The organism is Chitinibacter tainanensis DSM 15459, from assembly GCF_000429785.1.
Classification (GTDB): domain Bacteria; phylum Pseudomonadota; class Gammaproteobacteria; order Burkholderiales; family Chitinibacteraceae; genus Chitinibacter; species Chitinibacter tainanensis.
In genome coordinates this window covers 224,016-248,069 of record NZ_KE386952.1, presented here as the reverse complement: position 1 = coordinate 248,069, position 24,054 = coordinate 224,016, and the positions used below count along the sequence as shown (strand labels likewise).

At 58.0% G+C, this 24,054-nt stretch carries 25 protein-coding genes, 1 tRNA gene and 1 other RNA gene; 10 read left to right on the top strand and 17 right to left on the bottom strand.

Features of this window, described 5'->3' with window-relative positions:
* Positions 1-199 precede the first annotated feature (199 nt).
* Positions 200-652 (bottom strand): HNH endonuclease, encoded by a 453-nt coding sequence (locus G482_RS19755; RefSeq protein WP_028450479.1) that lies wholly within the window; start codon positions 650-652, stop codon positions 200-202.
* Positions 653-798: 146 nt separating this feature from the next.
* On the opposite strand from G482_RS19755, the gene G482_RS0113565 reads away from it, so the two are divergent.
* Positions 799-1,044: a helix-turn-helix domain-containing protein gene (locus G482_RS0113565; protein WP_028450478.1), complete on the top strand. Its 246-nt coding sequence runs from the start codon at positions 799-801 to the stop codon at positions 1,042-1,044.
* A gap of 1,285 nt (positions 1,045-2,329) precedes the next feature.
* On the top strand, positions 2,330-2,974 hold the full coding sequence (locus G482_RS18750; protein WP_211227632.1) for a hypothetical protein: 645 nt from the start codon (positions 2,330-2,332) through the stop codon (positions 2,972-2,974).
* A gap of 75 nt (positions 2,975-3,049) precedes the next feature.
* On the opposite strand, the gene G482_RS0113555 is transcribed toward G482_RS18750, so the two are convergent.
* Complete coding sequence (locus G482_RS0113555) at positions 3,050-4,417, bottom strand: tyrosine-type recombinase/integrase (protein WP_028450477.1); 1,368 nt, start codon at positions 4,415-4,417, stop codon at positions 3,050-3,052.
* Between the two features lie 251 nt (positions 4,418-4,668).
* Positions 4,669-4,744, bottom strand: a tRNA-Phe gene (locus G482_RS0113550).
* Positions 4,745-4,944: 200 nt separating this feature from the next.
* Between G482_RS0113550 and G482_RS18745 the strand changes: the two genes are divergently transcribed.
* Both G482_RS18745 and G482_RS20375 read left to right on the top strand, forming a co-directional pair.
* A complete protein-coding gene (locus G482_RS18745; RefSeq protein WP_051259031.1) occupies positions 4,945-5,886 on the top strand; it encodes a hypothetical protein in 942 nt (313 codons plus the stop codon).
* 184 nt (positions 5,887-6,070) lie between these two features.
* Entirely contained in the window at positions 6,071-6,229 is a 159-nt protein-coding gene (locus G482_RS20375) for a hypothetical protein (RefSeq protein WP_156129101.1), read from the top strand.
* Positions 6,230-6,305: 76 nt separating this feature from the next.
* Here the strand turns inward: G482_RS20375 and rnpB are convergent.
* Both rnpB and G482_RS19750 read right to left on the bottom strand, forming a co-directional pair.
* An RNA gene (gene rnpB / locus G482_RS19825) (RNase P RNA component class A) lies at positions 6,306-6,673 on the bottom strand.
* 49 nt (positions 6,674-6,722) lie between these two features.
* Positions 6,723-7,856, bottom strand: a complete 1,134-nt coding sequence (locus G482_RS19750) for a GGDEF domain-containing protein (protein ID WP_051259030.1) — start codon at positions 7,854-7,856, stop codon at positions 6,723-6,725.
* Between the two features lie 136 nt (positions 7,857-7,992).
* On the opposite strand from G482_RS19750, the gene G482_RS0113525 reads away from it, so the two are divergent.
* Complete coding sequence (locus tag G482_RS0113525) at positions 7,993-8,331, top strand: DUF2845 domain-containing protein (protein ID WP_156905409.1); 339 nt, start codon at positions 7,993-7,995, stop codon at positions 8,329-8,331.
* Between the two features lie 34 nt (positions 8,332-8,365).
* Here the strand turns inward: G482_RS0113525 and G482_RS18735 are convergent, their stop codons facing one another.
* The 5 genes from G482_RS18735 to G482_RS0113500 all read right to left on the bottom strand — a co-directional run bounded on the left by G482_RS18735 (position 8,366) and on the right by G482_RS0113500 (position 11,859).
* The gene (locus G482_RS18735) at positions 8,366-9,457 is read right to left on the bottom strand and encodes a phospholipase A (RefSeq protein WP_051259029.1); all 1,092 of its coding nucleotides are present in this window, start codon (positions 9,455-9,457) and stop codon (positions 8,366-8,368) included.
* A gap of 117 nt (positions 9,458-9,574) precedes the next feature.
* Positions 9,575-10,066, bottom strand: a complete 492-nt coding sequence (locus G482_RS0113515) for a hypothetical protein (RefSeq protein ID WP_028450475.1) — start codon at positions 10,064-10,066, stop codon at positions 9,575-9,577.
* A complete protein-coding gene (locus G482_RS0113510) occupies positions 10,057-10,479 on the bottom strand; it encodes a GFA family protein (RefSeq protein ID WP_028450474.1) in 423 nt (140 codons plus the stop codon). The genes G482_RS0113515 and G482_RS0113510 overlap by 10 nt, the downstream gene beginning before the upstream one ends.
* Before the next feature lie 4 nt (positions 10,480-10,483).
* A complete protein-coding gene (gene pyrC / locus G482_RS0113505) occupies positions 10,484-11,533 on the bottom strand; it encodes a dihydroorotase (protein ID WP_028450473.1) in 1,050 nt (349 codons plus the stop codon).
* An 80-nt stretch (positions 11,534-11,613) separates the two neighbouring features.
* The gene (locus tag G482_RS0113500) at positions 11,614-11,859 is read right to left on the bottom strand and encodes a sulfurtransferase TusA family protein (protein WP_028450472.1); all 246 of its coding nucleotides are present in this window, start codon (positions 11,857-11,859) and stop codon (positions 11,614-11,616) included.
* Between the two features lie 259 nt (positions 11,860-12,118).
* On the opposite strand from G482_RS0113500, the gene G482_RS0113495 reads away from it, so the two are divergent.
* The 3 genes from G482_RS0113495 to G482_RS0113485 all read left to right on the top strand — a co-directional run bounded on the left by G482_RS0113495 (position 12,119) and on the right by G482_RS0113485 (position 14,838).
* Positions 12,119-12,895, top strand: a complete 777-nt coding sequence (locus G482_RS0113495; protein ID WP_028450471.1) for a sporulation protein — start codon at positions 12,119-12,121, stop codon at positions 12,893-12,895.
* 137 nt (positions 12,896-13,032) lie between these two features.
* Entirely contained in the window at positions 13,033-13,548 is a 516-nt protein-coding gene (locus G482_RS0113490; RefSeq protein WP_034619746.1) for a DUF4188 domain-containing protein, read from the top strand.
* 147 nt (positions 13,549-13,695) lie between these two features.
* Entirely contained in the window at positions 13,696-14,838 is a 1,143-nt protein-coding gene (locus tag G482_RS0113485; RefSeq protein ID WP_156905408.1) for a pyridoxal-phosphate-dependent aminotransferase family protein, read from the top strand.
* Between the two features lie 126 nt (positions 14,839-14,964).
* Here the strand turns inward: G482_RS0113485 and G482_RS0113480 are convergent, their stop codons facing one another.
* The 4 genes from G482_RS0113480 to G482_RS0113465 form a co-directional block, all read right to left on the bottom strand.
* Positions 14,965-16,602, bottom strand: coding sequence for a methyl-accepting chemotaxis protein (locus tag G482_RS0113480; protein ID WP_028450468.1), 1,638 nt, complete (start codon positions 16,600-16,602; stop codon positions 14,965-14,967).
* A 99-nt stretch (positions 16,603-16,701) separates the two neighbouring features.
* Positions 16,702-17,478, bottom strand: coding sequence for a substrate-binding periplasmic protein (locus G482_RS0113475; protein ID WP_211227630.1), 777 nt, complete (start codon positions 17,476-17,478; stop codon positions 16,702-16,704).
* Between the two features lie 166 nt (positions 17,479-17,644).
* Positions 17,645-18,238 (bottom strand): histidine phosphatase family protein, encoded by a 594-nt coding sequence (locus G482_RS0113470; protein ID WP_028450466.1) that lies wholly within the window; start codon positions 18,236-18,238, stop codon positions 17,645-17,647.
* A 164-nt stretch (positions 18,239-18,402) separates the two neighbouring features.
* The gene (locus tag G482_RS0113465; protein ID WP_028450465.1) at positions 18,403-19,251 is read right to left on the bottom strand and encodes an AraC family transcriptional regulator; all 849 of its coding nucleotides are present in this window, start codon (positions 19,249-19,251) and stop codon (positions 18,403-18,405) included.
* Positions 19,252-19,405: 154 nt separating this feature from the next.
* Between G482_RS0113465 and G482_RS0113460 the strand changes: the two genes are divergently transcribed.
* Both G482_RS0113460 and G482_RS0113455 read left to right on the top strand, forming a co-directional pair.
* Positions 19,406-20,284 carry a DUF2167 domain-containing protein gene (locus G482_RS0113460; protein WP_028450464.1) on the top strand — a complete coding sequence of 293 codons (879 nt, stop codon included), beginning with the start codon at positions 19,406-19,408 and terminating at the stop codon, positions 20,282-20,284.
* Positions 20,281-20,988 carry a site-2 protease family protein gene (locus G482_RS0113455; RefSeq protein ID WP_028450463.1) on the top strand — a complete coding sequence of 236 codons (708 nt, stop codon included), beginning with the start codon at positions 20,281-20,283 and terminating at the stop codon, positions 20,986-20,988. Before G482_RS0113460 ends, G482_RS0113455 begins: the two co-directional genes overlap by 4 nt.
* Before the next feature lie 83 nt (positions 20,989-21,071).
* Here G482_RS0113455 and G482_RS0113450 read toward each other — a convergent pair whose 3' ends face one another.
* The 3 genes from G482_RS0113450 to G482_RS0113440 all read right to left on the bottom strand — a co-directional run bounded on the left by G482_RS0113450 (position 21,072) and on the right by G482_RS0113440 (position 23,956).
* Positions 21,072-22,031 (bottom strand): sensor domain-containing diguanylate cyclase, encoded by a 960-nt coding sequence (locus tag G482_RS0113450; RefSeq protein ID WP_034619745.1) that lies wholly within the window; start codon positions 22,029-22,031, stop codon positions 21,072-21,074.
* 11 nt (positions 22,032-22,042) lie between these two features.
* Positions 22,043-22,849, bottom strand: a complete 807-nt coding sequence (locus tag G482_RS0113445; RefSeq protein ID WP_028450461.1) for a hypothetical protein — start codon at positions 22,847-22,849, stop codon at positions 22,043-22,045.
* Positions 22,850-23,215: 366 nt separating this feature from the next.
* The gene (locus G482_RS0113440; protein WP_156129099.1) at positions 23,216-23,956 is read right to left on the bottom strand and encodes a TFIIB-type zinc ribbon-containing protein; all 741 of its coding nucleotides are present in this window, start codon (positions 23,954-23,956) and stop codon (positions 23,216-23,218) included.
* Between the last annotated feature and the right edge of the window lie 98 nt (positions 23,957-24,054).

Here is a 24,054-nt window from a genome sequence, read left to right as displayed (position 1 = left end):
CTGAGATACTGCCGCGGGTCAATAATAAAGTCTCTATGCAAGTTAACTAACAAATGCTTCATTGCCTTCTTAGTTGTGTACCCGCACTTCTTCCGTCCGTAAATATGCAATACAAAACAGCGGGAGCCGAAACCTGATGTTTTTTGAACTTTTGTTTTTAATAAGGTATTAAAGTCAAATTATTGGCATTGGTTTTGCGCTACGCTTTTTTTTGGGGCTGTTTTTTTGCCTTATAACGTTCCGCGATTTCAGCTGCTTCGACAGCGATGACGCGTGCTGCAGGGATTCTGCGAACCCCAGGACTCAACAGCGACTGCCCCTTATCACCTTCTTTTAGTTGTAGTGACCCGTAAGCGAGCCTGTCCCTAGCTACAAGAATTGATTTGCGATAAATATCTGCAGCTTCTAGAACAAATGGGGTTAGTACCGCTGCCGAGGCTAGAGCCTCCTCAAGTGCCGAAAGCGGGAGCCACAGATCACTTTTCATATTGTTGCACTCCTTGCAACTGGCAACTAAGTTATGCGGCTCATCTGTTCCGTCCTTTTCAATTGGGACAATGTGATCCACTAAACAAGCATCATGCCCGCAGTAAAAACACTTGTAAGCCCAACCGAACAGCACTGCAGCTCTAGTGGCAGCATCAACAGCCATCTTTCTAAATCCTTTTTCCTACCTAAAAAACGAATTGTATGGATACTTCACTGAAATGTCACTCATAGTGAGTGTCACCATAGAGCGTGTCCTTATTTAGTTCGTTTGATTAACCTTTCCGGCGTTCCAGCTCCGATCGCCGACCAATGACCTCTGTAGATAACCTAATCCTTTTCGGTAAACGACTTGCCATGCTGCGCAAAGAATTGGGCTGGTCCCAAGAGCGACTGGCCTTGGAAAGCGGCCTAGCGCGCAGTTATGTTGGGGGCATTGAGCGAGGGCAGCGCAATCCGTCGCTCGTCAATATCTGTCGATTAGCAGATACCTTGCAGCTACCTCCAGCGGAATTGCTGAAGTTTGAGCAGGTCGGCATAACGAAGGATGCCGAATAGACTGGTGAAAATGGACTGGTCTTTTGTGATGCCTACGAGCTGGTTGGGCTTGGCCTGCCTGTAAATTTCTTCTGCTCAGGTAAATAGCCACCCCGAAACCGGGGTGGCTGAGTGCTAGGCAGATGCCCAGCGGTACGACTGAAACATCGAGCAGAGTGATGCTCAGTCGGCTAATTACCCTCCATATTTTCGCCGGGTTAAAACCGGACACTTTCTCGCTCATGTGACTGCCAAGTCACACTGTCGTACTCCACGCGGCCAGGCGCAGAATCCGGCTATCACTGCAAAGGGCTGCCAAGCCCAACCACACACTTTTTCAACCGCTGTCGGTTTTCGCTCGCTTCTCGCTTGGCTGATTAGGCCTCGAAAGTCGCTCAAGCGCTACTCACCCACTCTCCCCCTCTTGCGCCTACCCGGTGCCTACCGGATCACTGGCCGTCAGAGGTTCCCACGTTAGTTCAAGTAGTCTCACCACGATTTAAGGTTCTTTCATCTCAGAGATGGTGCATCGCATACGCTTACCCGTTGCCGGTTTCAGCCCACGATGCTCCATAGCTAGGCTTACCTGCGCCAACTCTTCATTGATGAATCACTCCCGCAGGAGCAGACCCAAGGTGATTACTCAGATGGGGGGCTCGCACCCCCACTTACAAGCTTCAGCTATCATAGACCCTCGCGTTATCAACGAGGTGCCAGGCAGTCCAGATTTCTCCTCGTGCCCCTGCCGTGTTTCCACGACCTCATAACCCGCTTGCTTAGTCCGCGTCATAGCCGTTCATTTCCAGCTATCTCACGGGCGGATTGGCTACCGCTCTCTACTTGAACAGCGTTTGTCCTAGTTACCTAGGCTCCCGTTTCCGTGTTGCCCAACTTCTCGGCATGGATTGAGTCGAATGGGGCATGCCTGCCCCAAGCGCTCGTTGCAGCCGCGCCAGCCAGTATTGCCCGGCACGCAGCTACGGCGGTTTGTTAACGCTTGGCGTGCGTTAACGTGGAGTTTCCCCCAGTGTGTGTTTGCAGTTGGCAGCCTGCGCCATAACTTCTTCACATCAAAAAATCATGGCGCAAGCTGCCTTGCGTGCGAGCTAGCCAGACCTTCGTCTGGTTGCTTGCCCTTGTAATTGCGTCTTTCCTGTCTGCGTATAGTGCATTTCGGTTGTGTGCTCGCAGTTAATTGTGTCCTTCAAAGTCGGAACATCATTATGTCTCGCTAGCGCGAGACGAATCACACTGCATTCATGCGCCGTGCCGGCGCTATACAGAGCATCTTCTTCATTTTTAGAGCATGTTCGTGTCTGCAGCTACACCCATCGCCAAATCAAAAACTGCCGCGCTGGCGCGGATTCTGGATAGCCTCGCCAAGGGATACACTCGATATACTTGTGGCCAAGTCAAAGTCAGTAAGGCCGTCGCTCTAGCAAATAAATTTCACCGTCTGTACGGGGTAGGTTGCACACCAGCACAGCGGGTCACACGCAAGAAGCATGGCTTTGCTAATGCGCTGCTGGTGATGTTCTGGCCTGAAGATGCTGAGAACGTCGAATGGCTGATGCTGTTTACGGCAGGTAGTGGCGCCGAGAGCGAGCACTTGCGTAATATCACCGATAAGCCGCGATTAAACTGGTTGGGGTATGAACTCGTGCGGCATGCTGCTTGCGGCAAAACGGTGTGGACTTGGAAACGGCCTAAGGCGGAGATGGGAGAACATTTGGCGTTTTTGAAAGACACATTGGCCAAGCATCACTACGGCGCAGTGGCTGATGCGCTGACTCGCATTGCGAACCAACCCGGCTTTCATGGCGTGCGCGAACAATCGTGGTCGCTCTGCCAGTTTGCTAGGCGGAATGGCTACCCCGGCGAATTGCCGTTTCTGTTTTACCTCCAGAAAGTCAGTCACGGCGATAAGCTACTCCTAACGGATGCCGATTAGCTTTTGAACTGCCAGTTCGGGTAGATATTATCTGCAAAGCAGAACGCGCCGTATCCGGCGCGCCCTGGTTGCGTATTATGCCGCTTTACCGAAATTAACGCTGATGACGTTATCGCTGTTGGTCGGTGCTATCACTTCCACTTGGCTTGCCTGTTTGCGTTGGCGTGCCGAGTTCGAGTTTGATGCCGACGCATTCAGCACTTTGGACTCAATGGCTTCTTGCAATGCCTGCTTATAGCCTGCGGGGGCCGAGCCCACATCAAGTTCTTCACCGTGCAGTTTATTCACCACGTCATCGACTTTGATATTGATATACCGCATCACCATGGCGATGGTTTTATGCCCAGTAATTTGCATAATGACGGGCAAGTCGCCTTTGAACTCCAGCGCGTACCGCGTTGCGGCTGTATGGCGCAAGTCATGCAGATTGACACCTTCGACGCCGCACTGTTTCCGGCTGGTTGCCCAGGCCTTCTTGATGGCTTCGTAGGTTGTTGGGAAAATGGGGTCATCAGGTGCATAGTGTCCTGCGCGCTCGGCCAGCATTTTCAGCACAGTCATCGCGCCGGGACCGAGCGGAACATTGCGTTGACCGGTTTTACTGTCTGGCAGCTCTAAAATCCGGCGTGTCCAGTTGACGCATCCCCAGTTCGCGTAAGTCAGTGGCTCGCACGAGCGCATACCTGTCTCCAACATCAGCCATACCAGCGGTACGGCATAAGGATTGCCGTACTCATGGAGCGCCGCAAACATCTTGCGGCATTCGTCGTTAGATAAAATGCGGTCCCGTTTGCTGTCGAGACTCAGCGCAATGACATCGCTCGCTGGATTCACGCTGAGCGCGCGCCAGTTCCAGATTTTGCGCGCATAGCTGAATAGGCGGCGCAATTCAGCGCGTTCGTGGTCGATGGTGGCGGCACCTTTGCCTTCAGTTTTCATCGCATCAATGAGCTGCTGGACATGATGCGATGTCACATCCGACATATTCATGCCCGCCAGTGCCGCTCGTTGTCGCTGACTCTCGGAGGATCGCTCCTCCTGCTTGGCACGATGTGTTTTGAGGCTATTGGGAATAACGCGCTCAGTCTTGCCGACAAAGCTGACTTTCCAGTAGATGCTTGAACCAGCAGCGGCGTTCAGCTTTTCAAGTTGAATCGTGGGCAGCCCGAGCGGACGCAGATATCGATTGATGCGATTCGCGTCTTTGTCTGCGCCTTTTAGGCTTGGCAGGCGCTCTTTTGCATATTGCATGAATGCACGCCCCAACGTCGTGCAGAATGGACCGGAACCCGAAGGCTGTGCCGACTGGGCTGAGGCCTGCCGGATTTCAGCTTGGGCCTGATTGGCGGCGGCTTCCGTCGGAAAACCTATACGGTAAATATCCTGACCTTTGAGCCGCAAGCGAAACGACCAGGTTTTACCCTCGCGATAGGCTTTAGCCATGGCACACCTCCGCCGCACGGCCGAGGGTAGCAACAGAGAAGGAAAGCATGAGCAACTCCAATTCAAGTGGAGTTGCGTATAGGGTAGGACTGACTCAATAAAGCGTTAAACGGCGGCATCATGAATAACTTTCATGAATCAACCGCATTCAAACGCACTGAACCGCATTGGTCACCAAGGGCGACTGACAGAAAAACGTCAGAAAAAGCAAAAAGCCGCATCCGAGGATGCGGCTAAGTGCTTGTATTTATTGGTGGCCAATCGCGGAATCGAACCACGGACACGCGGATTTTCAATCCGCTGCTCTACCAACTGAGCTAATTGGCCAGTGTGCATTGCTGCTCACAAGGTTTGCAATTAAAGCGTATTCACTAGCTTGCGTCAAGGTTAATTGCGCAAAATAGCCCAGGTGAGCCGATGTGTGGCAAAAATGTGGCGCTCGTTGCGCTTTGTTGGCGCCGGCGCAGGATGGTTTGCGCAGGTGGGCTTGGCTTTGCTACGGTAGTGGCTGGCCAAAGGGGAGCAAAATGGCGCAGCAAAGTGCAGAACAAACATGGGCCTGGTTGCAGCAAAACCCGGGTTTTAGCGAATTGGCCGCGGCTTTTCCAGTATTGTGGGCCGGGGTGCGCGATGAGCTGGCGCAAACGTTTGCCCGCCGGGATCCGGCTGAACTCAAGCGCTTGTTGGCCAAGGCGGCGCAGCGGGCGCAACCTGATGCCCGTTTTCTGGCCGGTGAGCGGGATGGGCGCGCATTTGCCTTGTTTGTTGAGCAACAAGTGCGCTTGCGTTTGGCTGAGCTCGCCTTGCGGCAGTATGCGTTTTCGCTGGCCACTGGCGTGAAAAGCGGCAAGGTGCGTTTTAATTTATGGAATGGCCTGCTGGCACAACGGCTGCTCTTTGCGCATGATTTGGTGCGCAAGCCCGTGTCGCTGCGCTGGTTTCGCTGGCTTTGGCCGCTGATCTGGCAAAAGCAATACTTAATGCCGCTGGTGGAAAAGCGCGGGATCTGGTGTTTTTACACCCGTGAATTGATTAGCGCGCTGGCTGAATTGCTGCAGGGGCGCTCGGCGCTGGAAATCGCCGCCGGGGATGGTACTTTAAGCCGGTTTTTACGTGAAGCGGGCATCTCGCTGCGCAGCAGCGATGATTACAGCTGGGAAAAAGTGGTGAGTTATCCGTCTGAAGTTGAGCGCCTTGGGGCGATTGAGGCGATTCAGCGCTATCAGCCCGAAGTGGTGATTTGCAGCTGGCCGCCGGCGGGGAATGGCTTTGAGCGGCAGATTTTCCGGCAGCGCTGTGTGCAGACGTATATTGTGATCGGCAGCCATTCGCGCTTTATCACCGGCAATTGGGCCGATTATGAAACCCAGACTGCGTTTGATTGGGCCGAAGCGCCGGCTTTATCCCGGCTGATTGTGCCGCCTGAATTACAGGCTGGGGTATGGGTATTTACGCGCAAGGCACAGTAGATAAAGCTTGCAGCCTTATACCTGTCGTTTGATTTGTAGGGGCGGATTGCATTGCTTCGGCCTTTGGCGCTGGTTGACAGGCCTTGACGTAATTTATGCACATGCCAACGGGGTATTGTTACCACGCGCGCCGGTAGGCAGTGCAGGCACAATTTCTGCATGATCAGTTGGCAGGAGTAGTGCAATGAATGAGCAAGTACAGCAATTTGTTCAGCAGCGGATGGCGCAGGGCATGAATCTGAATCAAGCGGTGAATGAGGCCAAAAGTGAGTTTGGCCTGAGCGCCACGCTGGTGTATCTCTCGATTATTCAGGCGGAGCGTCGGCAACTGCAGTATGTGTAAAGCGGTGATTCACCGTCGCTAGGCCGGGTATGAATGGCGATTGTGCCGTGTTGCCGATTTGAGTGGGGCTTAGAAAGGGCGAAGCGGGCCGATAAGCCGGGTTCTGTCCGGGTGTTGCCACCCGTGATCATCATTCCTCTAGGCGCGGCATTACTACCGCGCTCCAGCAACCTACCCGTAGACTCAGCGAGCAACCTCAACGCCTACTGCTTGGTCTTGCTCCGAATGGGGTTTACCCTGCCAGCGACTGTTACCAGCGCCGCGGTGCGCTCTTACCGCACCTTTTCACCCTTACCTGATCCCCTTGCGGGGCCATCGGCGGTTCAGCTCTCTGTTGCACTGTCCGTCGGCTCACGCCGCCCGGCCGTTAGCCGGCATTCTGCTCTATGGAGCCCGGACTTTCCTCCCCCGTGTTGCCACGGCAGCGATGATCTGTCCCGCTTCGCGGGGGCGATTATCCCCGTCCACCGGCGGGGGCGCAAGCCAAGGATGATCAATGGCCGCGCGGGGTCGGGTGAATTTGATTGCGGCCAGCAGCTTTGGCCTGATACAGCCGCTGATCTGCGAGGGCGAAATTGCTGTCGGGGTCTTGCTCGGTTTGCCACTCGCTGACCCCAGCCGAGAAGCTGCAGCGTAGCTCGGGCACGGTGTCGCTCCAGCTTTGGCTGGCAAACGTGGCGCGGATTTCATCCAGCAGCCGGCTGGCGGTGGTTTGATCAAGCCCGGGCAGCAGCACGCAAAACTCTTCGCCACCATAGCGGGCGATCAGATCGTGCGGGCGCAGTGTGCGCTGCAAATGGCCCACCAGCTGGCGCAGAATATCGTCGCCGACGGCATGGCCGTAGTGGTCGTTGATTTGTTTAAAGTAATCCAGATCGATCAGTGCCACGCTCACGGGCTCGCGCGTCGGGGCGGGCAATGCCGCAACGGCGTCATACAGGCCGCGGCGATTCAGGGCGCCGGTGAGCGCATCCTGAATCGCCAGGCGAGAAAGCGCCTGATTGGTTTGCCGTAGCAGCAAGAGATTAAGCCCCAGGCTCATCATGATGTTGCAGGTAGAGGCGATCAGAAATAAAAACTGCTCCAGCAGCGGCGAAAAGCTATCGCTCAGCAGGGCGATGCGGCCGGCGCGAAATAGAAAACAGCTGGCCGCCAGCAGGCCCAACAGGGGCAACATACCCGGCCAGCGCCGGCCAAAGGCTTGCTCGTGCTGCCAAAAGCGCCAGCTAAGTAGCAAAAAGCAGGTGGCTAGCGTGAGCGCGGTGAGCAGCATGCTCAAGCGCGCAGGCAGTAGGCCAAAGCTGGCTAAGAGCTCGGCGCTGCTGGCCACGCCCAGCAGGCTCCAATTAAAGCGGCAGAGGGTTTGCGGTGGGTTGAGGAGCAAGCCCAAGCTATGGCTTTGCAGCAGGCTGCCAGCGGTAATCAGGCTGATGGCCAGGGCGAGAGTCCAGGCGGGCAGATGTTCGGCGGCGATTTCGAGGCAGAGCCCGCCCGCGATACACAGGCAGGCCAGCAGCCAGTAGCGCTGCAGGCGCACTTGCTGCACAGATTCGTGGCGGGCGTACAGCCAGCCGCCCAGGCCGATCAGGGCGACGGTAAGGGCATAAACGAAATCGCCAAGTTGCACAGTGGTTCGCGCTCCATTCAGGGTGGCGCTTCTATACTAGCAGCCAGACTGCGGCCTTGCGCTGCACGGGCTGGCTGGGTGTTAATACGATGTATGAATGGTAATACCGGTGTGAGGTATTGCTTTGGAGATTATTTTGAATAAAGCATGGATGGCAATACCCGTAGCGCTGGCGCTATTGGGCACGGAGCCCGCGTGGGCTGATACGAATTTGCGCTGTGGCAATCGGCTGGTCACCGTGGAAGACAGCCAAGCCTCAATCCGCAGCAAATGCGGCGAGCCCAGCGAGATCAGTACGCTGATCGAGCCGGCCCGCTACCGCAATCGCTGGGGCGAATGGGTGGTCGATCGCAGCCAGCCCGGCAACGAAGTCACCGTGTGGGTGTATAACTTTGGCCGCGATAAGCTGATGATGCAGCTGCGCTTTGTGAATGGCACGCTGCAAGACGTTCAGCCGCTGGATTATGGCCACTAGTCAGCGCGCAAGGCGCGAACGAGTGGCCGGCGGTTTATTGCCAGTTCACCAGCGACACGCCCAGCGCGATGCCGCGATTTTTGAAATTATAGTTTTGCAGTGAATCGCCATAGCCATCAAAGGCTTGTACATAGCCATGCAGCTGGCCGGCGAGCGGGAAGGCCCATTCCAGTAGCCAGTAAGAGCGATTGGGTACACTGCTGTTAAATTTCAGATTATTGCGCCAGGTGAGCGCAAACTGATGTTTGCCCCAAGGATAGGTCAACAGGGTTTCCATACGGCCGCTGTAGTCGGTGATGGCCGGGTTGTCATCATCGGCCGGGTCTTCTTTGAGTCGCCACCATGGTTTGATAATCACCGACAAATCACCCGAGCTCAGGCCCACGCTGGCATACAGGCGATTCCACGAGCGGGAGAGCGGCAAGGTTTGGCCATTGGATTGGTGCACCAGGCCAAGATTGAGCATGCGTAGCCGCAGCCAGTCGGGGCCCAACGCCAAGGGCAGGGTGGCCCAGATTTCCGGCTGGTAATCGGTTTCGCGGAATGGCGCCGAGGTTTCCTGATCGTAAACTTGCCAATAGCTTTGCTGGGTGTAGGCGCCCCATAGATCAATCGGGCTGCCTAGCATGTCTTCCCAGAATTTGGTTTTGAATGAGAGCTGGAATTTGGCTTCGACATTTTTAAAGCTATCGGCCGAGCGTTTGGCGCAATTGCGCGGGTTGAGCGAGCAAGGCTGGGTGTTCACGTTTTCCCGCCAAGAGAGCGGCAGGAAATACACCGGCTGATGCGGGCGAATAGTGAAAACGCCTTTTTGATCGGCGGCATCGAGCTCCCAGCGCTGTGAAAATGCATCGCCACTGGCCAGCGTGGTGGCCGCGACCGGGCTCACGGTATTTGTTGTGCTTGGCGTGGTCGGCTCGGTCGGCGCTGCGGCTACTGTGGCGCTGCTGCTGCTGCTGGTGCTGGTTTCAGCTGGTGTGGTCGCCGGGCTCGCGCTGCGGGCCAGCTGATCGTAGCAGGCCAAGCGGGCGTGATTATCGGCGATGCTTTGGCAACTAGCGAGGTCGGCCGCGTGCGCGGCGCCGCTGAGAACGAATAGCCAGGATAGGGTACGGAGCTTGAACATGGAACAGGCCAGCAGGCGAAATGATCATGCCGCGATCATAGCATTCTGGCCTGCTGGGCCCTGGTTCTGGCGGTGTGGCGCGGTGTGCTTACAACGCTTTGAGCCGATGCTAAGTGTTTATTCGGCAGCGGTGTCTTCTGCGCGCACAATGCTCAGCCCGGTGGCTGCGGCCAGCTCGGCTTGTAGCTGGCTTGCGGCCGCGATATTGCGCGCGCTGGCGGGCCAGTGGGCAAAGGCAAAGCGGGCCACTTGCTCGGGGTTGCCCGGCTCGCCGCAGATCATGAGCCAGACCGTATCGCGGCGGAAGAGATTCGGGTCTTGCTCGAGGCGGATCTCACGAAACGCGCTCACCGGCGCGCTCACGGTGCGAGTCGGCAGCAGACCCAGCAGCAGGGTGCGGCGCTGAAACTGGCCCGCGATAAGACGCTGCTCGCTCGGTAGCGCCCAAAACAGCGCCAGCCCTGCCAAAATCGAATAATAAAACAGCCCGAAGAAATGATTTTCAAACTGGGTGGATTGAATCAAAGGCCGGCCCCAGACCGCTAGCGCCAGCAGCGCCAACCCCCAGAGCAGCCAGCTGTGCTGGCGTGGGCTACGAATTATGGGCATACAAGCTCCGAAGAACGTCCGGCGTGATGGCAGGGCAGCTCAGCCGTGGGGGAGTACCAATCGGCGCCGCTACCTACCCAGATATGGGCGTCGGGGCGCTGTGCCAGTGGGGTGTCCAGCGTGCCGAGGGCAATCTCGACCACCCCGGCCGGGGTGGCGGGCGATTGAAAAGTAAGGCTGCTGCCGCACTGCTGGCAAAACTGGCGCACCGTGCCATTGGCGGCGGTAAAACTGGCTAGCTGCGCCTCGCCGCTCAGCCAGCGAAACGCACGGGTGCTGCCAAAGGTGGCGAAAGCCGCACCGTGAAATTTGCGGCACATGCTGCAATGGCAATGTGCCATTTTCGGGGCAAATTCGCCTGCCGCATAGCGCACGCTGCCGCATAAACAGGAACCACGGTGAGGCCAGTCCATCGCCTTAGTCCTGCAGTTTCCAGTGGATGCTTTCACTAGCGCGCAATGGCACCACCACGCTATCGCCAAACTGATATTCGGCGGGCACGGTCCAGCTTTCTTTCACCAGCGTCACCTTATCCGGATTGGTCGGCAGGCCGTAGAAGGCCGGGCCATTTAGGCTGGCAAAGGCTTCCAGCTTATCCAGCGCGCCAGCGGCATCAAATACTTCGGCATACAGTGGCAGGGCCGCATGGGCGGTATACATGCCGGCGCAGCCGCAGCTGCTTTCTTTGGCGCCTTTGGCGTGGGGGGCGCTATCGGTGCCCAGGAAGAATTTGCGGCGCACATGCTCATCATGGGCGGTAACCGCGCGCACCAGCGCCTGGCGATGCAATTCGCGCTTCAGCACGGGCAGGCAATACAGATGCGGGCGAATGCCGCCGACCAGCATGGCGTTGCGGTTCATCAGCAGGTGATGGGCGGTGACGGTAGCGGCCACATTGGGGCCGGCGCTGGCGACAAATTCGGCGGCGTCTTTGGTGGTGATGTGTTCAAACACTACGCGTAGGGTTGGGAAGCGCTCAAGCAGCGGTTTCATGATGCGGTCGATAAACACCGCTTCGCGATCGAAAATATCGATCTCAGCATCCACCACTTCGCCATGCACCAAGAATGGCAGGCCCACTTCGGCCATTTTTTCGATGGTGGGCAGCACTTTATTGACGTCGGTACAGCCGGCGTCCGAATTGGTGGTGGCGCCAGCCGGATACAGCTTCACCCCATGCACAAAGCCGCTGGCCTTGGCGGCCACGATGTCGGCCGGGGTGGTGTTATCAGTGAGGTAGAGCGTCATCAGTGGCTGGAATGCGCTGCCGGCCGGGCGGGCGGCCAGAATGCGCTCACGGTATTCCCCAGCCAGCTGCACATTGGTGACCGGCGGCTTCAGATTGGGCATCACAATTGCGCGGCCAAATTCACGCGCCGTATGCGGCAGCACGCTGGCAAGGCCCGCGCCATCGCGCAAATGCAGGTGCCAGTCATCGGGGCGGGTAATGGTCAAGGTGGTAGTCATATTGGCAATCCTTGTGGGGTATATCCGTGTGGCTTAATTTGGCTATGGCCTATCGCCCGATACATGCTCGGGTATGGGGCTTAGGCGCTGCGCTTTTGAATCAGAAACAGAAACTTGCCCTCAGCTTGCCAGTGCTCGACCAGTGTATGGCCGGTTTGTTTGCAAAAGGCGGCAAAGTCGGTTGGCGTGGCCGGATCGGTGCAGGTCACTTGCAGCAGCTGGCCACCTTCGAGCGCAGCCAGGGCTTTTTTGGTGCGCAAAATCGGCAGCGGGCAATTAAGCCCGGATAAATCGGCACTGAGGTTCGGTTCGGGGCGGCTACTCATGGCAGGACTCGGACAGCAGGCAAAAAAGTCATTGTACCAAGGCTGTCAACGGCTGCAGTGGCTCGTGCAGGGGGTGGCAATGGCGGAATGGTTTTTAGTCTTGGGTATTGCCACGTCGTCATTGTAAATGCTTGTGTTGAGCGATATACCCTACCAGATACTCAAGCCATCTTTTTGTTCACTGCCGCGTGAAACTTTTTATCGGCCCACCAATCAGAACCAGCGCAGCATATGCTGCACGGATAATTAGAGAGAAACGATGTTTAAGAAACTGTTTGCGGCGGTGGGCGTGGGTGGCGCTACGGTGGATACGGTGCTGGATAATCCGCAAGTGGTGCCCGGCGGTACGCTGAGCGGGGTGGTGTGTATCAAAGGCGGTAGCGTTGAGCAAACCATCGAATACGTAGATCTGGTGCTGATGACCGAAGCCGAGCAGGAAGCCGGCGAAGATGAAATCCGTGTCGCCCATGCATTGGGGCGTTTTCGTGCCAGTGGCGCCCTGCAAATCCAGGCCGGCCAAGAGCAACGGCTGCCATTTTCTTTCCAGTTACCGCTTGAATTACCAGTGAACAATGCCACCGCGCTAACCACGCCGGGTGCACCGTATTACCCGCATATCCGCGCGGCGGTGTGGGTGCATACCGATCTGGCGATTGCCGCGGCGATCGATGCCAAAGACCGTGATTTTCTCGATGTACGGCCGCTGCCACAAATGCAGGCGCTGATCGCTGCGCTGGGCCAGCTGGGCTATATGCACGCCAGCACCGATGTCGAAATCGGCACCGTGCGCGTCAATGATATTTACAGCTCGCTGGGCTGCTATCAGGAATTCGAATTCCGCCCGACGCAGGGCGGCTTTGGCGGCCTCACCGGCGTGCAGGAAGTCGAGGTCACCTGCATCCCGCGCCCGGAAGGCGTGCATGTGCTGGTGGAAGTGGATCGCCGTTTCCGTGGCGATAGCTACCGCGCACTGTGGATGGGCCCGGATTGGCAGCGTGTGGATTGGGCCACCCAGCTACGCCAGCTGATTGGCTAAACGGTGGTGCTGGGGCGGTGGGGTAGTAGGCTAAACCACCGCTTACTGCGGCGGCTGCGCTACGCGGGGCGAGCGGCGGCAGCCGCGGCCCTGCTTCTGGTTTAAGCTAAGGCGGTCTGTTTGCCGCTGAGCGAATCATGAGCAAAGTACATCGTCGTACCGTGGATTTATCGGCCTACCCCGATCTGGTGGTGATTTATCTCGGCTTACGGGTCAACGCCTGGACCGGTCTCAAAACCCTGCTGGGCCTGGGGCCCAAAATCGCTCAAGCGGTTGAGCAGCAGCCCGATGGCCTGCTGCGGCATGAAAACTTGCTGTTTTCCTTATTTCCACCGCATGTTGGCATGCGGCAATACTGGCGTGATTTCGAGTCGCTGGAGCGCTGGGCGCGCTCCGAGCCGCACCGACAGTGGTGGCAGCAGTTTATGCGCCACAGCGGCGGCACCGGTTTCTGGCATGAAACCTATTGCATGCAAGGCGGGATGGAGGCGGTGTATGACGATCTGCCGACCGACATCGGCTTTCTCACTTTTGCACCGCAATGTGTGGCGCGTGGCAAGATGTATAGCGCCAGAAGTCGCATGCAAAAAGGCGCCGAGGGCAATACTCCAAGCCCAGTAGCAGAAGACGAGCTGTACCGCGATCAGCCCTAGCGAGGCCGGCGCAGCGCCGCGCGTGGTGTTGCCCCGCTTGGCCTGATGCGCACAGCGATTATTGTGCACTTGCAGCAAAAACCCGGTGACGCGCGCCAGCCTGCGCGCCATAATCAGCCTGTTGCCTACTTCGCTCAGGAGCCTGCCATGCTGCTTGTCCCGCCCCAAGTTGCCCCGTTTCAGCCCCCGCGCCGCACGCTGCTCGGCCCCGGCCCATCAGATGTGTATCCATCGGTGCTGGCGGCGCAAGCCAAGCCGACGCTCGGCCATCTCGATCCGCTGTTTGTCGGCATGATGGATGAGGTGAAGGCGCTGCTGCAATACGCCTTTCAGACCCGCAATGAAATGACGCTGGCGGTGTCGGCCCCTGGTTCGGCCGGGATGGAGGCCTGCTTTGTGAATTTGGTTGAGGCCGGTGAAACCGTCATCGTCTGTCGCAATGGCGTGTTTGGCGAGCGCATGCGGCAAAACGTGGAGCGAGTGGGCGCCCATGCCGTGGTGGTCGATGCCGAATGGGGCAAGCCAGTTGACCCACAGGCGGTAGAAGCGGCGCTACAAGCGCATCCGCAAGCGCGCTTTCTGGCTTTTGTGCATGCCGAAACTTCCACTGGCGTGCGCTCGGATGCCCAAGCGCTGTGCGCACTGGCCAAGCAATATGGTTGCCTCAGCATCGTCGATGCCGTGACGGCGCTGGGCGGGATCGAGCTGCGGGTGGATGATTGGGGCATTGATGCCGTGTATTCCGGCAGCCAGAAATGCCTGTCTTGTGTGCCCGGCTTGGCGCCTTTGTCATTCTCACCGGCGGCGGTGGAAAAACTCAAAGCCCGCAAAACAGCGGTGCAAAGCTGGTTTCTCGATCAAACCCTGGTGATGGGCTATTGGGGCAATGCCAATGGCAGCAAACGCAGCTATCACCACACCGCGCCGGTGAATGCACTGTATGCACTGCACGAAAGCCTGCGCCTGCTGGCGGCCGAAGGCTTGGAGCACGCTTGGGCGCGGCATGCCCAGCAGCATCAGCTACTGCTGGCTGGCCTGACCGAACTGGGCATCGAGTTTCTGGTGGAAGAATCCGCTCGCCTGCCGCAATTGAATGCCGTGCGAATTCCGGCTGGAGTGGATGATGCGGCGGTGCGCACTGCACTTTTGAACGATTACAACCTAGAAATCGGCGCCGGGCTGGGCGCGCTAGCCGGCAAAGCCTGGCGGATTGGGCTGATGGGGTATGGCGCGCGGCGCGAAAATGTCGCGCTGCTGCTGCAGGCGCTGGCCGAGGTGCTGCGGCGTTGATGCTTAGGGGGAATTTTCCGCTGAGCTATCTTTAGTATGACTTGGCGGGCAATACCTGGCTAGGTATTGCCCCTGTCGCCACAGGCCACAGCGGCACGACGGCACGCAGCGCCAACCTGTTCATGCTTAGGTCTGGAATTGCTGCAATTCGCGCTGCAGCTCGCTGGCGGCCTCGCCAATCTGGCCGGCGATCTCCTGAATTTGCCGCGAGTGGCCCGCGGTGGTTTGCAGTTGTTGATCCGCTTCGCTGGCCTCGGTGGCGATGTGGTGCACGGCCTGCTCGATGCGCTCGGCCTCGCTCACGGCTTCGCTGGCTTCGGTGGCGGTTTGGTGCAGCATGGTAACTAGCTCGTGGATATGGCTCACGGCCTGATCGGCAGTTTGCACCAGCTGGCGTGCCCGTTCCGACATATCACTCATATCCGTGGCGGTGATGGTGATGCCGTCCACCACCTTGGCGATGGCGCTGCGCGAATCTTGCAGCGAAAGCTGCGTTTGCCCGGCCAGCTTGCGCACTTCATCGGCCACGACCGCAAAGCCGCGCCCGGCTTCACCGGCCCGCGCTGCTTCAATCGCGGCATTCAGTGCCAATAGGTTAATCTGATCCGAAATCGCGCCAATCGCATCCAAAACCCGGGTAATGTCGCCAGTGGAGCGGGCCAGCTGATCCAGCTCGTGCGCCAAGGATTCGGTCGAGCCGGCATTGTCGTTCACGGCGCTGAGCATGGCCCCGAAGCTTGCGCCGGCTTGCTGCAGCTGGCTGCTGGCCTGATTAACCCGATCGCGCGTGGCGGCGGCTAGCGTGGCTGAATGTTGCGCGCTGTGATCGATGGCTTGCACATCTTGGTTGAGCGCCTGCATGTTTTGCGTGGTGTGCAGCAGGTTTTTGTTCATTTGCTCGGTTAAGCTATGAAATTGGCGCACGGCGCCGGCATTGCTGGCTGCGCTGTGGCCGGCCTTGGCCAAGGTCTCGCGTAAGAGCTGCAGCAATTGATTCAGCTGGCTCATCATCGCGGCGATCTCGTCGCCGCCTTGTTCGTGCAGGGTTTGCCGCAAATCGCGCTGGGCGGCAATCTGGCCAATCCGGCGTGCGGAGCGCTGCAGGCGATGGGCAATCTGCCGGGCGGCAAAATACGCCAGCACGCTGCCAATCAGCACACACAGGATCGCCAGCTGAATAATGCGCAGCAGCTCGGCCTGTTTGGCCTCGGCCACTTGCGCCATCGTGACATCCACCCCAATCAGGTAGGTTTGGCCATTTTGCTGCATCGGTAGGAATACGGAGCGGAACGTGCCGTATTTGTCGCTATATTCGGCGAACTGTGCTTGGCCACTTTGCCAAGCTTGCAGGATGGCGGGGGCGGCATCTTCGTATTGGTCAAAGTACTTGGCGTATTTGCCAGCGGCGATTTCGGCCTCAGGGGCGCCATCGCCAATGTAAAACACCTTGCCATCCCGCACCGTGAGTACATAGCAGTAAGCTAAACCGACGCGGCGCGAATATTCGCCCAGCCGGCGCACCAGCTGGCGATATTCGCTGTCAGCAATGCTGCCCGCTTGAGTTGCGCGGCCAACATAATCGCCGGCCAGCATATAGGGCACCGAATTGGCCGCGGCGGTCAGGCGCGCATCCATGCTATGGCGTACTTCTTCGGCTTTACCCAGATAGCTGCTGATACTAAACACCACGATGGCTAAAAGCTGTACGGCCAGTAGCCACAATAAAATACGGGTAAACAGGGATAAACGCTGCAACAGGCGCATGGGATACTCCGAGTGATCTTTCTATAGTTTGAACTCAGAATATCAATCGATGAAAGTATGCGCAATGCATACGGTGAGGCTGTCACGCCAGGAAACAGCCTAGCGGCTGGCTGGGGCCGCGGCGTTCAGGCTTAAACCATACTGGCTGCGGATTTTCTTCAGTACGCCGCGTTTTTCTAATCGCAGCAGGGCGGCGTTGAGTTTTTCGCTATCAGCTTGGCTTACGCTTTTTTTGCTGAGCATAAAGTGTACCGGTTCGCTCATTACCAGCAGGGGTAGCTGATAGACGCTGATTTGCTGCTGGCCGGCTTCAAAATGTACGGCGCCGGTGTCGCCCAGCAATAAAGGCGCGCGACCGGCCGCCAGCATGCGTACGCCCTGATTAAAGGTCTCAAACGGCGAGAGCAGCCGCGCTTCATTGAGCCAGAAATAGTGTTTTTTGTAGTCTTCGCCATACCAGCCGGCATTCGGGGCCAACAGGGCGATGCGCTGCTGCAAAATACTGCCAAAACCTTCGAGCTGGGTGTATTGGGCCGCTTGTTCGGGTTTGCTAAAGAGGCTGACCGATTCATCGCGGTAGGGCGCGGTAAACCAGCTAAATTGCTGGCGCTCGGGGGTGATGCTGGCGGCCAGCATCAGGTCGATTTTGCCTTCGATAAACATCGCCTGCCGGCGCTTGCGCGGTAATTCGGGGCCAATCTGCAGGCTACAGCCGGCTTCGGCAAAGATCGCCTGCAAAATCTCGATATCCACGCCGCGCGGTTTGCCTTGCGCATCGCTATACACATAGGGCGGCCATTGCTCGACCGCCATCCGCAGTGGCTTTTGGCAGCCGGCGGCTTGCACCCAGAGCGGGCTTAGGGCGAGGGCCAACACACATCCAGCCATTATTCGCATCACACACCTCCGGGTTGGCATCGTTCATTTGTTTGTATCCGATGCCTTGCCGGTCCGCAAGCGACTTACGGTAACCTGCTGGTAATGTTGCAGTGCAGCGACTGTGGATAAAACCGTGCACAGCCCGTCGATAAGTTGTGGATAATTACAGGTCTAGGCAGGCAATACGCTCGATCTGCCCATGCTGCAGGCGATAAAAAGCGTCTTGCGGCATTTCCTGCTGCAGCATTTCATCCAGCGGTAGCTGCGCATACGCCCCGCGGATAAAGCGCCCCAACAGGCCGTGCGCCACGATAATCAGTTGCGCGGGGAGGGCGGGGTCGGCCAATAGCGCGGCAATCCGCGCTTGCACGGCCGCCATGGGCTCCACATTGGGGGCGGCGAAATGCCAATCGGGCCGCGCGGCCAGCTCGGGATTTTGCGCATGCAGCGGCTCGACCGCCTGCATTTCCCAATCGCCAAAGCCTACTTCAATGAGGCGCGCATCGGTGCGCGGATGCGCAGCCGGCAAACCGAGCTCGGCGCAGACTAATTGCGCGGTGTGCTGTGCCCGCCCCAGTGGGCTGACGGCCAGCTGCCAGCTAACAGGTTCGGTGATGAGGGTGCGCAAGGTGCGGCCCATGGCGCGAGCCTGAGCTTGGCCCAGTGGCGTTAGGGGCGAATCACAATGGCCTTGCATGCGGCGCTGTGCATTCAGTTCGGTTTGGCCGTGGCGGAGCAGGTAGATCGTGCGAGTCATGATGGCGCAGGGGCGAGATGGGCAAGAGCGCCAGTGTAGCCTGCTGGGCGTGAATCGCCCATGGCAAGGTGGCCGGTATTTCTACCGGCTAGTGATTGATATCAAGGGTATTGCCCTGCAAGCAATGTTATTCAAAGCCTGCAGGGCAATACGGGTGGCGGGTGTTATTGCAGTGCAACCCAGATTTCGGTGCGTAGCTCGGTGGGCGGGGTGTCGATCGGTAGATTCAGATATTGCTCGATCACCGGTACATTGCCCGGCTGCTCGCCACTGGCCGGCAGCCACACGCCATACAGCCACTGATAGGCTTGCTCTAGCTCGCTATAGGGGCCGATGTGCTCCAGCACGGCGTAACGACCCGCCGGCAGCGCAAAGGCCTCAATGCCAGCTGGCAGCGGCGCATCGGCGTTCACCGTTAGTGCGGCGGCCGAGCGTAATTGCTCGGGCGCCACGGATTGCGGGTCATCAAAATACAGCCCGAACCAGCGTAGCGGCAGGCTCACGGGCAGGCTGGTTTTGTGCAGCTGTAGCTTGGCAAAGGCCTCGCCGATCTGGATATACGGCCCTAGATGCGGGCACAAGGCCAGCGGCAAGGGGCTAGTTTGGGTATGCAGACGAATCGGGTACATGCTGGGCTCCTGTTGTAAATGACGCTGGAGTACCTGTAGCCGCATGCGCCGGTAGGCGCCCGGGGTATGCCCATAGCTGGCGGCAAACGCCCGTACAAAGGCGGCACTGCTACCGTAGCCACTGCGCCGCGCCAGGCGTTCGAGCTGCTGCGCAGGCGTTTGGCCTAGCGAACGCGCCGCTTGCAGTAAACGCAGGCGCTGCTGGGTGGCGCCCACACTTTCGCCCATCATCTCCCGGTAAATGCGGTGGAAGTGGTAAGGCGAGAAATGCGCGGCCGCGGCCAGCTGTTCCAGCGAATAGCTCTGCTGCGGGTGTTGCCAGATCAGCCCCACTGCGCGCTGCAGCCGGCGGGCATAGTCTTGAACGGTAGCGGCTTTTTTCATGGTGTCTCCATGCCGGTGAGCTTAGCGCTGGCGGATTGATCTTTGTTGCGCACTTTGCCCTTAGTCTGACAGATGTTGGCTTAAATTTTGACTTACTCAGTTGGCAGGATCAGCATCTTTCTTTCATAAAACCAAAACTAAACAAGGTGAGATGATGAAAAAACTCTTCATGGCCGTACTGGCCTTGCTGTGCAGTAGCTGGTTGTGGGCCAGTGATCCGGCGATTCAAAGTGCCTATCAGGCCGCAGCCAAGGCGGCTCAGCATGGCCCAGCCGAGATCGGGCTGATTGATCAGGCCAGGCTGAAATTACCTGCCGGCTATGCGTTTATTCCACAAGCCGAGGCCAAAACGCTGATGGTGGCGATGGGCAATTCGGTGGGCGATGATCTTTTGGGGCTGATCATGCCGGAAGATGAGCAGCAAAACTGGTTTATTGATGTCAGCTATGAAAAATCAGGCTACATCAAAGACGACGATGCCAAAGACTGGGATGCGGCCGAGCTCCTCACCAGCCTGAAAGAAGGCACCGAAGAAACCAATAAAATGCGCAAAGAGCGCGGTATTCCTGAATTTGAGGTGATTGGCTGGGTGGAAAAGCCAACTTACGAAGCGGCCAGCCATCGCTTGGTCTGGTCGGCCAATACCCGTGATAAAGGCGCGAGCAGCGATGCCGAGCAAGGCGTGAATTACAACACCTATGCCCTAGGCCGCGAAGGCTATATCAGCATGAATCTGGTGACCGGTATGAGCACGGTAGAAGCAGAAAAACCCATCGCCAAACAATTGCTGGCGGCGCTGGAATTTAACGATGGCAAACGCTACAGCGATTTTAACGCCAGCACCGACAAGGTGGCCGAATATGGCCTGGCTGCGCTGGTCGGTGGGGTGGCCGCGAAAAAACTCGGCCTGCTGGCGGTGATTGGCGCCTTTCTGGCGAAATCGGCCAAGCTGATCGGTTTGGCGCTGGTCGGCGGCTTTGCGGCGATCCGGCGCTTCTTTGGCGGTAAATCTGACGATTCGGCGCAAGTATGAAGCTCTTGTTGCTGCTTTTAAGCAGCGCAAAGCTGGGCAAATTGCTCACCACCGGCGGCAGCATGCTGCTGTCGGTGCTGGTGTATGGCTGGTTCTTTGGCTGGCCGTATGCCGTGGGCTTCGTTGGCCTGCTGCTGGTGCATGAGCTGGGCCACTATCTTGCTGCGCGCCAGCGGGGGCTGGATGTGGGCGCGCCGACGTTTATCCCTTTTGTTGGTGCGTGGATCGAACTTAAGGCGCAGCCGATGAATGTGGAAACCGAAGCCCATATCGCACTGGCTGGCCCGCTGGCGGGTACCGTGGCGGCGGTGGCGTGTTATTTTTATGCCCGTGCCGGCGGCGGCCCGCTGTTTTATGCGCTGGCCTATGCCGGCTTTATGCTCAATCTGTTTAATCTGATACCGCTGGCGCCGTTCGATGGCGGGCGAATTACCGCCATTTTGTCGCCCCGACTGTGGCTGCTGGGCGTGCCGATTTTGCTGGCGCTGTTTGTGTATCGGCCCAGCCCGATGCTGGTGCTGGTGGCCGTGTTGGCCTTGCCGCAGCTCAAGCTGGCGTGGCAGTTTGATCCGCACGATCCGGCTAATCAGCATTACTATCAGGCCAGCAGTGGCGATCGCTTTAGCTACGGGCTCTTGTATCTGGGGCTGGCAGCGTATTTGGCCATCATGAGTCATGATGTGCACGCGCTGATCGGACGCTAAGCCGCGCGCCAAAACACAAGGCCGGTGTATTGCGCGCCGGCCTTTGTTTTATCTGGCTCTGCCAGCAATACCTGCCGGGGTATTTAGGCCGTGCAGGCTTCGCTGGCCTGATCACTCACAATGCAATGCCGGCCTTGCTGCTTGGCGCGATACAGCAGCCGATCGACTGCAGCAACTAGCTCGGCCGCGCTGCGCGCATCGCCGGCCGGCAGCGTGCCCACCCCGAAGCTGGCGGTGATATGGTGGCTGCCACTGGAATTGGCATGGGGTAATTGCAATTTATCAATCAGTCGCAAGCAGCGCGCGGCGACTTTTTGCGCCGCTTTGTGATCGGAATTAGGCAGCAAAATCACAAATTCTTCCCCGCCAAAGCGGGCGGCTAGATCGCGCGGGCCAGCGGCGGCTAGCTGTAAAGTTTGCGCCACTTGACGCAGACACTCATCCCCTTGCAAATGCCCGTATAAATCGTTGTATTGCTTGAAGTAATCGATATCGAGCAAGATCAGCGACAGCGGCTCGCTACTGCGCTGGGCGTTGGCCCATTCGGCATGCAGCTGGGCATCGAATTTGCGCCGGTTGGCGATGCCGGTGAGGCCATCTTTGAATGACAGCGCTTCAAGCTCTTTTTGCAGGCTTAAGAGTTTTTCTTCGGTTTTTTTGCGCTCGCTGATATCGAACATAAACCCCACCAGCGCCTCAACCTCGCCAGCAGCATTGCGCACCACATGCACCACATCGCGAATCCACACATAGCCATTGTCACGCGTGAGCGCCCGGTAGTCGGCCTCGTGATCAATGCCGCTTTGCGATTGCGCCACGCAAAAATTAACCACCGCTTCGCGATCATCGGGGTGGATACGCTCCGCCCAGTCATTCACACTCAGCCAGCTATCGCGCTCCCAGCCGAGTAGCGGCTCGATCTGCGGGCCGATATAAGTAAAAGCCATGCTGGCCCAATCGATTCGCCAGGGGATCGCCTTGGTCGATTCGAGCAGGGTTTTATACACGGCGCTATCGGGAGTGAGTAATTCATCGAGCGGCATGCGGTGCTCCATTAGCCGGGTTGGGCCGGGTGGCTGTGGTGAGTGGGGATGGCATTCCAGTACCAGTAGAAATAGCCATGCTCAGCTTGCAGTAAGGTGTCGGTGTGGATGCTGTGCCGGTGCAGCTGGCCCCAGCAGGCGCGCGCCGAATTGCGGTTATTGTGCAGATCAATACAGGGCAGCGCCGGGTCGGCCGGTTTGGGCGGAATGTACAGCGCATAGCCCGTCGGCACCCATAAATCGGCCAGCCGGATTTTGCCCAGCGCCGGCCAGTAGCGGGCGACCGATATCACCAGCGGAAAATCGGCATCGGTCGAGGCAAACACATGCGGAAAATCATGGTGCTCCAGATCGGTACACACCTCGGTCAGTAGCTGATTGCCGGTGCCCTGATACGGCGACCAATGCCCGGCAAACACGCCGTATTCGTATTCGATATGCGCCAGCGTTGGCACCGGGCTCGCGATCTGGATGGCCTCACCCGGCGCAATCAGCGTAATGCCAAACGCAGCGGCAATGCTGCGGCTTACCCACAGCGGCTCGTAGGAAATGCGCTCGCCCTGCATGCCCAGCTGGGTTTCAATGCCATAGGGTGCATTGGGCTTTACGCCCACCACCTCGCGCACCAGATATTCATGCCCCACCGCCAGTGCAGGGTCGGTGGCAACCGGGCTCAGTGGCGTAACCCCGGCCGGCAAGCTGGCTACATAGCTGGGTTGGCCGGCGGCATTGTAGAAAAACGGCGTCGCGCTCAGATCAACGGGTGTGCTTTGTTTTTCCACGATAAAAACCGGGGTATCGAAACGAGGTTCAGCCATGCAGGTATCCGATGCTTGCCAGTGATAAACGGCAGATTATCATCGTTTGCTGATGGATTGATGTCAGTGGCGTTGTGGGCTTACACGGTCTGCCGCTTTGACGGGGCTTTGTGGCGGGCTGCCGCCCGCTACGTGCACTAGGCCCGTGGCTATACGTAAGTTTGACGCGTTCTACGTGGATTTTCTTTCTACATGCTGACCGAAGGCCTTGGTGCTTACAAAGAAAAAGGCCGCCCAGCTGCGTGGTATTGCTGCAACAAGGGCTTAGCCGCGCAAAGGAGAATCAATGCACAGCGCCCTAGTGGGTATACGACTGAAGCCCTTTTTAGAAATGGCCTGGGATCGTATACATGGCTAGGTATATCGCTAGCCCCGCCGTTGCCACCACCAGCTGCCTGCCGCACCAGCGAGTAGTAGCCACACCGGCCAGATCAGGCCAAATAGCCAGGCGATGACGCCGGCGATCAAGAGCGCACTGAGCCAATCCGGCAGCGGGCGCTGGCCAACGGGCGTCGGCTCGGTGGGTGGCGGGGGTGGCAGATTGCCCTGTACGCTGGCTATGCGCTGTTGGCGTTCGGCCTCTTGCGCCGCCAGCTGCTGGCCGCCGGCCTCGTGCCATTCGGCCAGTACGGTGAATTCCCCGCTATCCAGCCATTGGCCATGGGCATGGCAATCATCGACGATGATCCGTACCTGTGGGCTAAATGCGCGCCGGTGCATCAGTTTTTGGCACACCGGGCAGGGACGGTAGCGCACGCTATCGCTTGGGATGCGCTCGGCTTTGATTCGCGCCAGCCGGCCGTGGTTAATTTCGCGCACCTGGCCAGCGACTTTATCGAGGGCAATTTGCAAAGCGCCCGGGGCGAAATGCAGACCATTGCAGCTGGGGCAGTGTCCCACCGTGGTGTGCAGGCCCGCACCCAGTTGCAATAAGCGCAGATCGCCGCAGCCTGCCGGGCAGCGCAGTTCGCTGTGTTCAGCCAGCACTTTGAAATCGCGGATTGCCAATAGGTCAACCGCATTGTGCAATCCGCAGTAGGGGCAAACCAGCGCATCGATCGCGAGCGCCGCACCGCAACCGGTACAGTTCATTCCGAGGGTTTCCATCACAGTTTTGTCCATTATCAGCGGTAGTACCCGGCGATGGACTACGGCATGCCCCGGCTGTGGTAGATCGGCGACGCTTTGCGCCAATTGGCCAGCTA

Coding starts and splice junctions, on each gene's coding strand:
- G482_RS19755 (WP_028450479.1), bottom strand. CDS start 652: ATGGCTGTTGATGCTGCCACTAGAGCTGCAGTGCTGTTCGGTTGGGCT.
- G482_RS0113565 (WP_028450478.1), top strand. CDS start 799: ATGACCTCTGTAGATAACCTAATCCTTTTCGGTAAACGACTTGCCATG.
- G482_RS18750 (WP_211227632.1), top strand. CDS start 2,330: ATGTTCGTGTCTGCAGCTACACCCATCGCCAAATCAAAAACTGCCGCG.
- G482_RS0113555 (WP_028450477.1), bottom strand. CDS start 4,417: ATGGCTAAAGCCTATCGCGAGGGTAAAACCTGGTCGTTTCGCTTGCGG.
- G482_RS18745 (WP_051259031.1), top strand. CDS start 4,945: ATGGCGCAGCAAAGTGCAGAACAAACATGGGCCTGGTTGCAGCAAAAC.
- G482_RS20375 (WP_156129101.1), top strand. CDS start 6,071: ATGAATGAGCAAGTACAGCAATTTGTTCAGCAGCGGATGGCGCAGGGC.
- G482_RS18735 (WP_051259029.1), bottom strand. CDS start 9,457: ATGTTCAAGCTCCGTACCCTATCCTGGCTATTCGTTCTCAGCGGCGCC.
- G482_RS0113515 (WP_028450475.1), bottom strand. CDS start 10,066: ATGCCCATAATTCGTAGCCCACGCCAGCACAGCTGGCTGCTCTGGGGG.
- G482_RS0113510 (WP_028450474.1), bottom strand. CDS start 10,479: ATGGACTGGCCTCACCGTGGTTCCTGTTTATGCGGCAGCGTGCGCTAT.
- pyrC (WP_028450473.1), bottom strand. CDS start 11,533: ATGACTACCACCTTGACCATTACCCGCCCCGATGACTGGCACCTGCAT.
- G482_RS0113500 (WP_028450472.1), bottom strand. CDS start 11,859: ATGAGTAGCCGCCCCGAACCGAACCTCAGTGCCGATTTATCCGGGCTT.
- G482_RS0113495 (WP_028450471.1), top strand. CDS start 12,119: ATGTTTAAGAAACTGTTTGCGGCGGTGGGCGTGGGTGGCGCTACGGTG.
- G482_RS0113490 (WP_034619746.1), top strand. CDS start 13,033: ATGAGCAAAGTACATCGTCGTACCGTGGATTTATCGGCCTACCCCGAT.
- G482_RS0113485 (WP_156905408.1), top strand. CDS start 13,696: ATGCTGCTTGTCCCGCCCCAAGTTGCCCCGTTTCAGCCCCCGCGCCGC.
- G482_RS0113480 (WP_028450468.1), bottom strand. CDS start 16,602: ATGCGCCTGTTGCAGCGTTTATCCCTGTTTACCCGTATTTTATTGTGG.
- G482_RS0113470 (WP_028450466.1), bottom strand. CDS start 18,238: ATGACTCGCACGATCTACCTGCTCCGCCACGGCCAAACCGAACTGAAT.
- G482_RS0113465 (WP_028450465.1), bottom strand. CDS start 19,251: ATGAAAAAAGCCGCTACCGTTCAAGACTATGCCCGCCGGCTGCAGCGC.
- G482_RS0113460 (WP_028450464.1), top strand. CDS start 19,406: ATGAAAAAACTCTTCATGGCCGTACTGGCCTTGCTGTGCAGTAGCTGG.
- G482_RS0113455 (WP_028450463.1), top strand. CDS start 20,281: ATGAAGCTCTTGTTGCTGCTTTTAAGCAGCGCAAAGCTGGGCAAATTG.
- G482_RS0113450 (WP_034619745.1), bottom strand. CDS start 22,031: ATGCCGCTCGATGAATTACTCACTCCCGATAGCGCCGTGTATAAAACC.
- G482_RS0113445 (WP_028450461.1), bottom strand. CDS start 22,849: ATGGCTGAACCTCGTTTCGATACCCCGGTTTTTATCGTGGAAAAACAA.
- G482_RS0113440 (WP_156129099.1), bottom strand. CDS start 23,956: ATGGAAACCCTCGGAATGAACTGTACCGGTTGCGGTGCGGCGCTCGCG.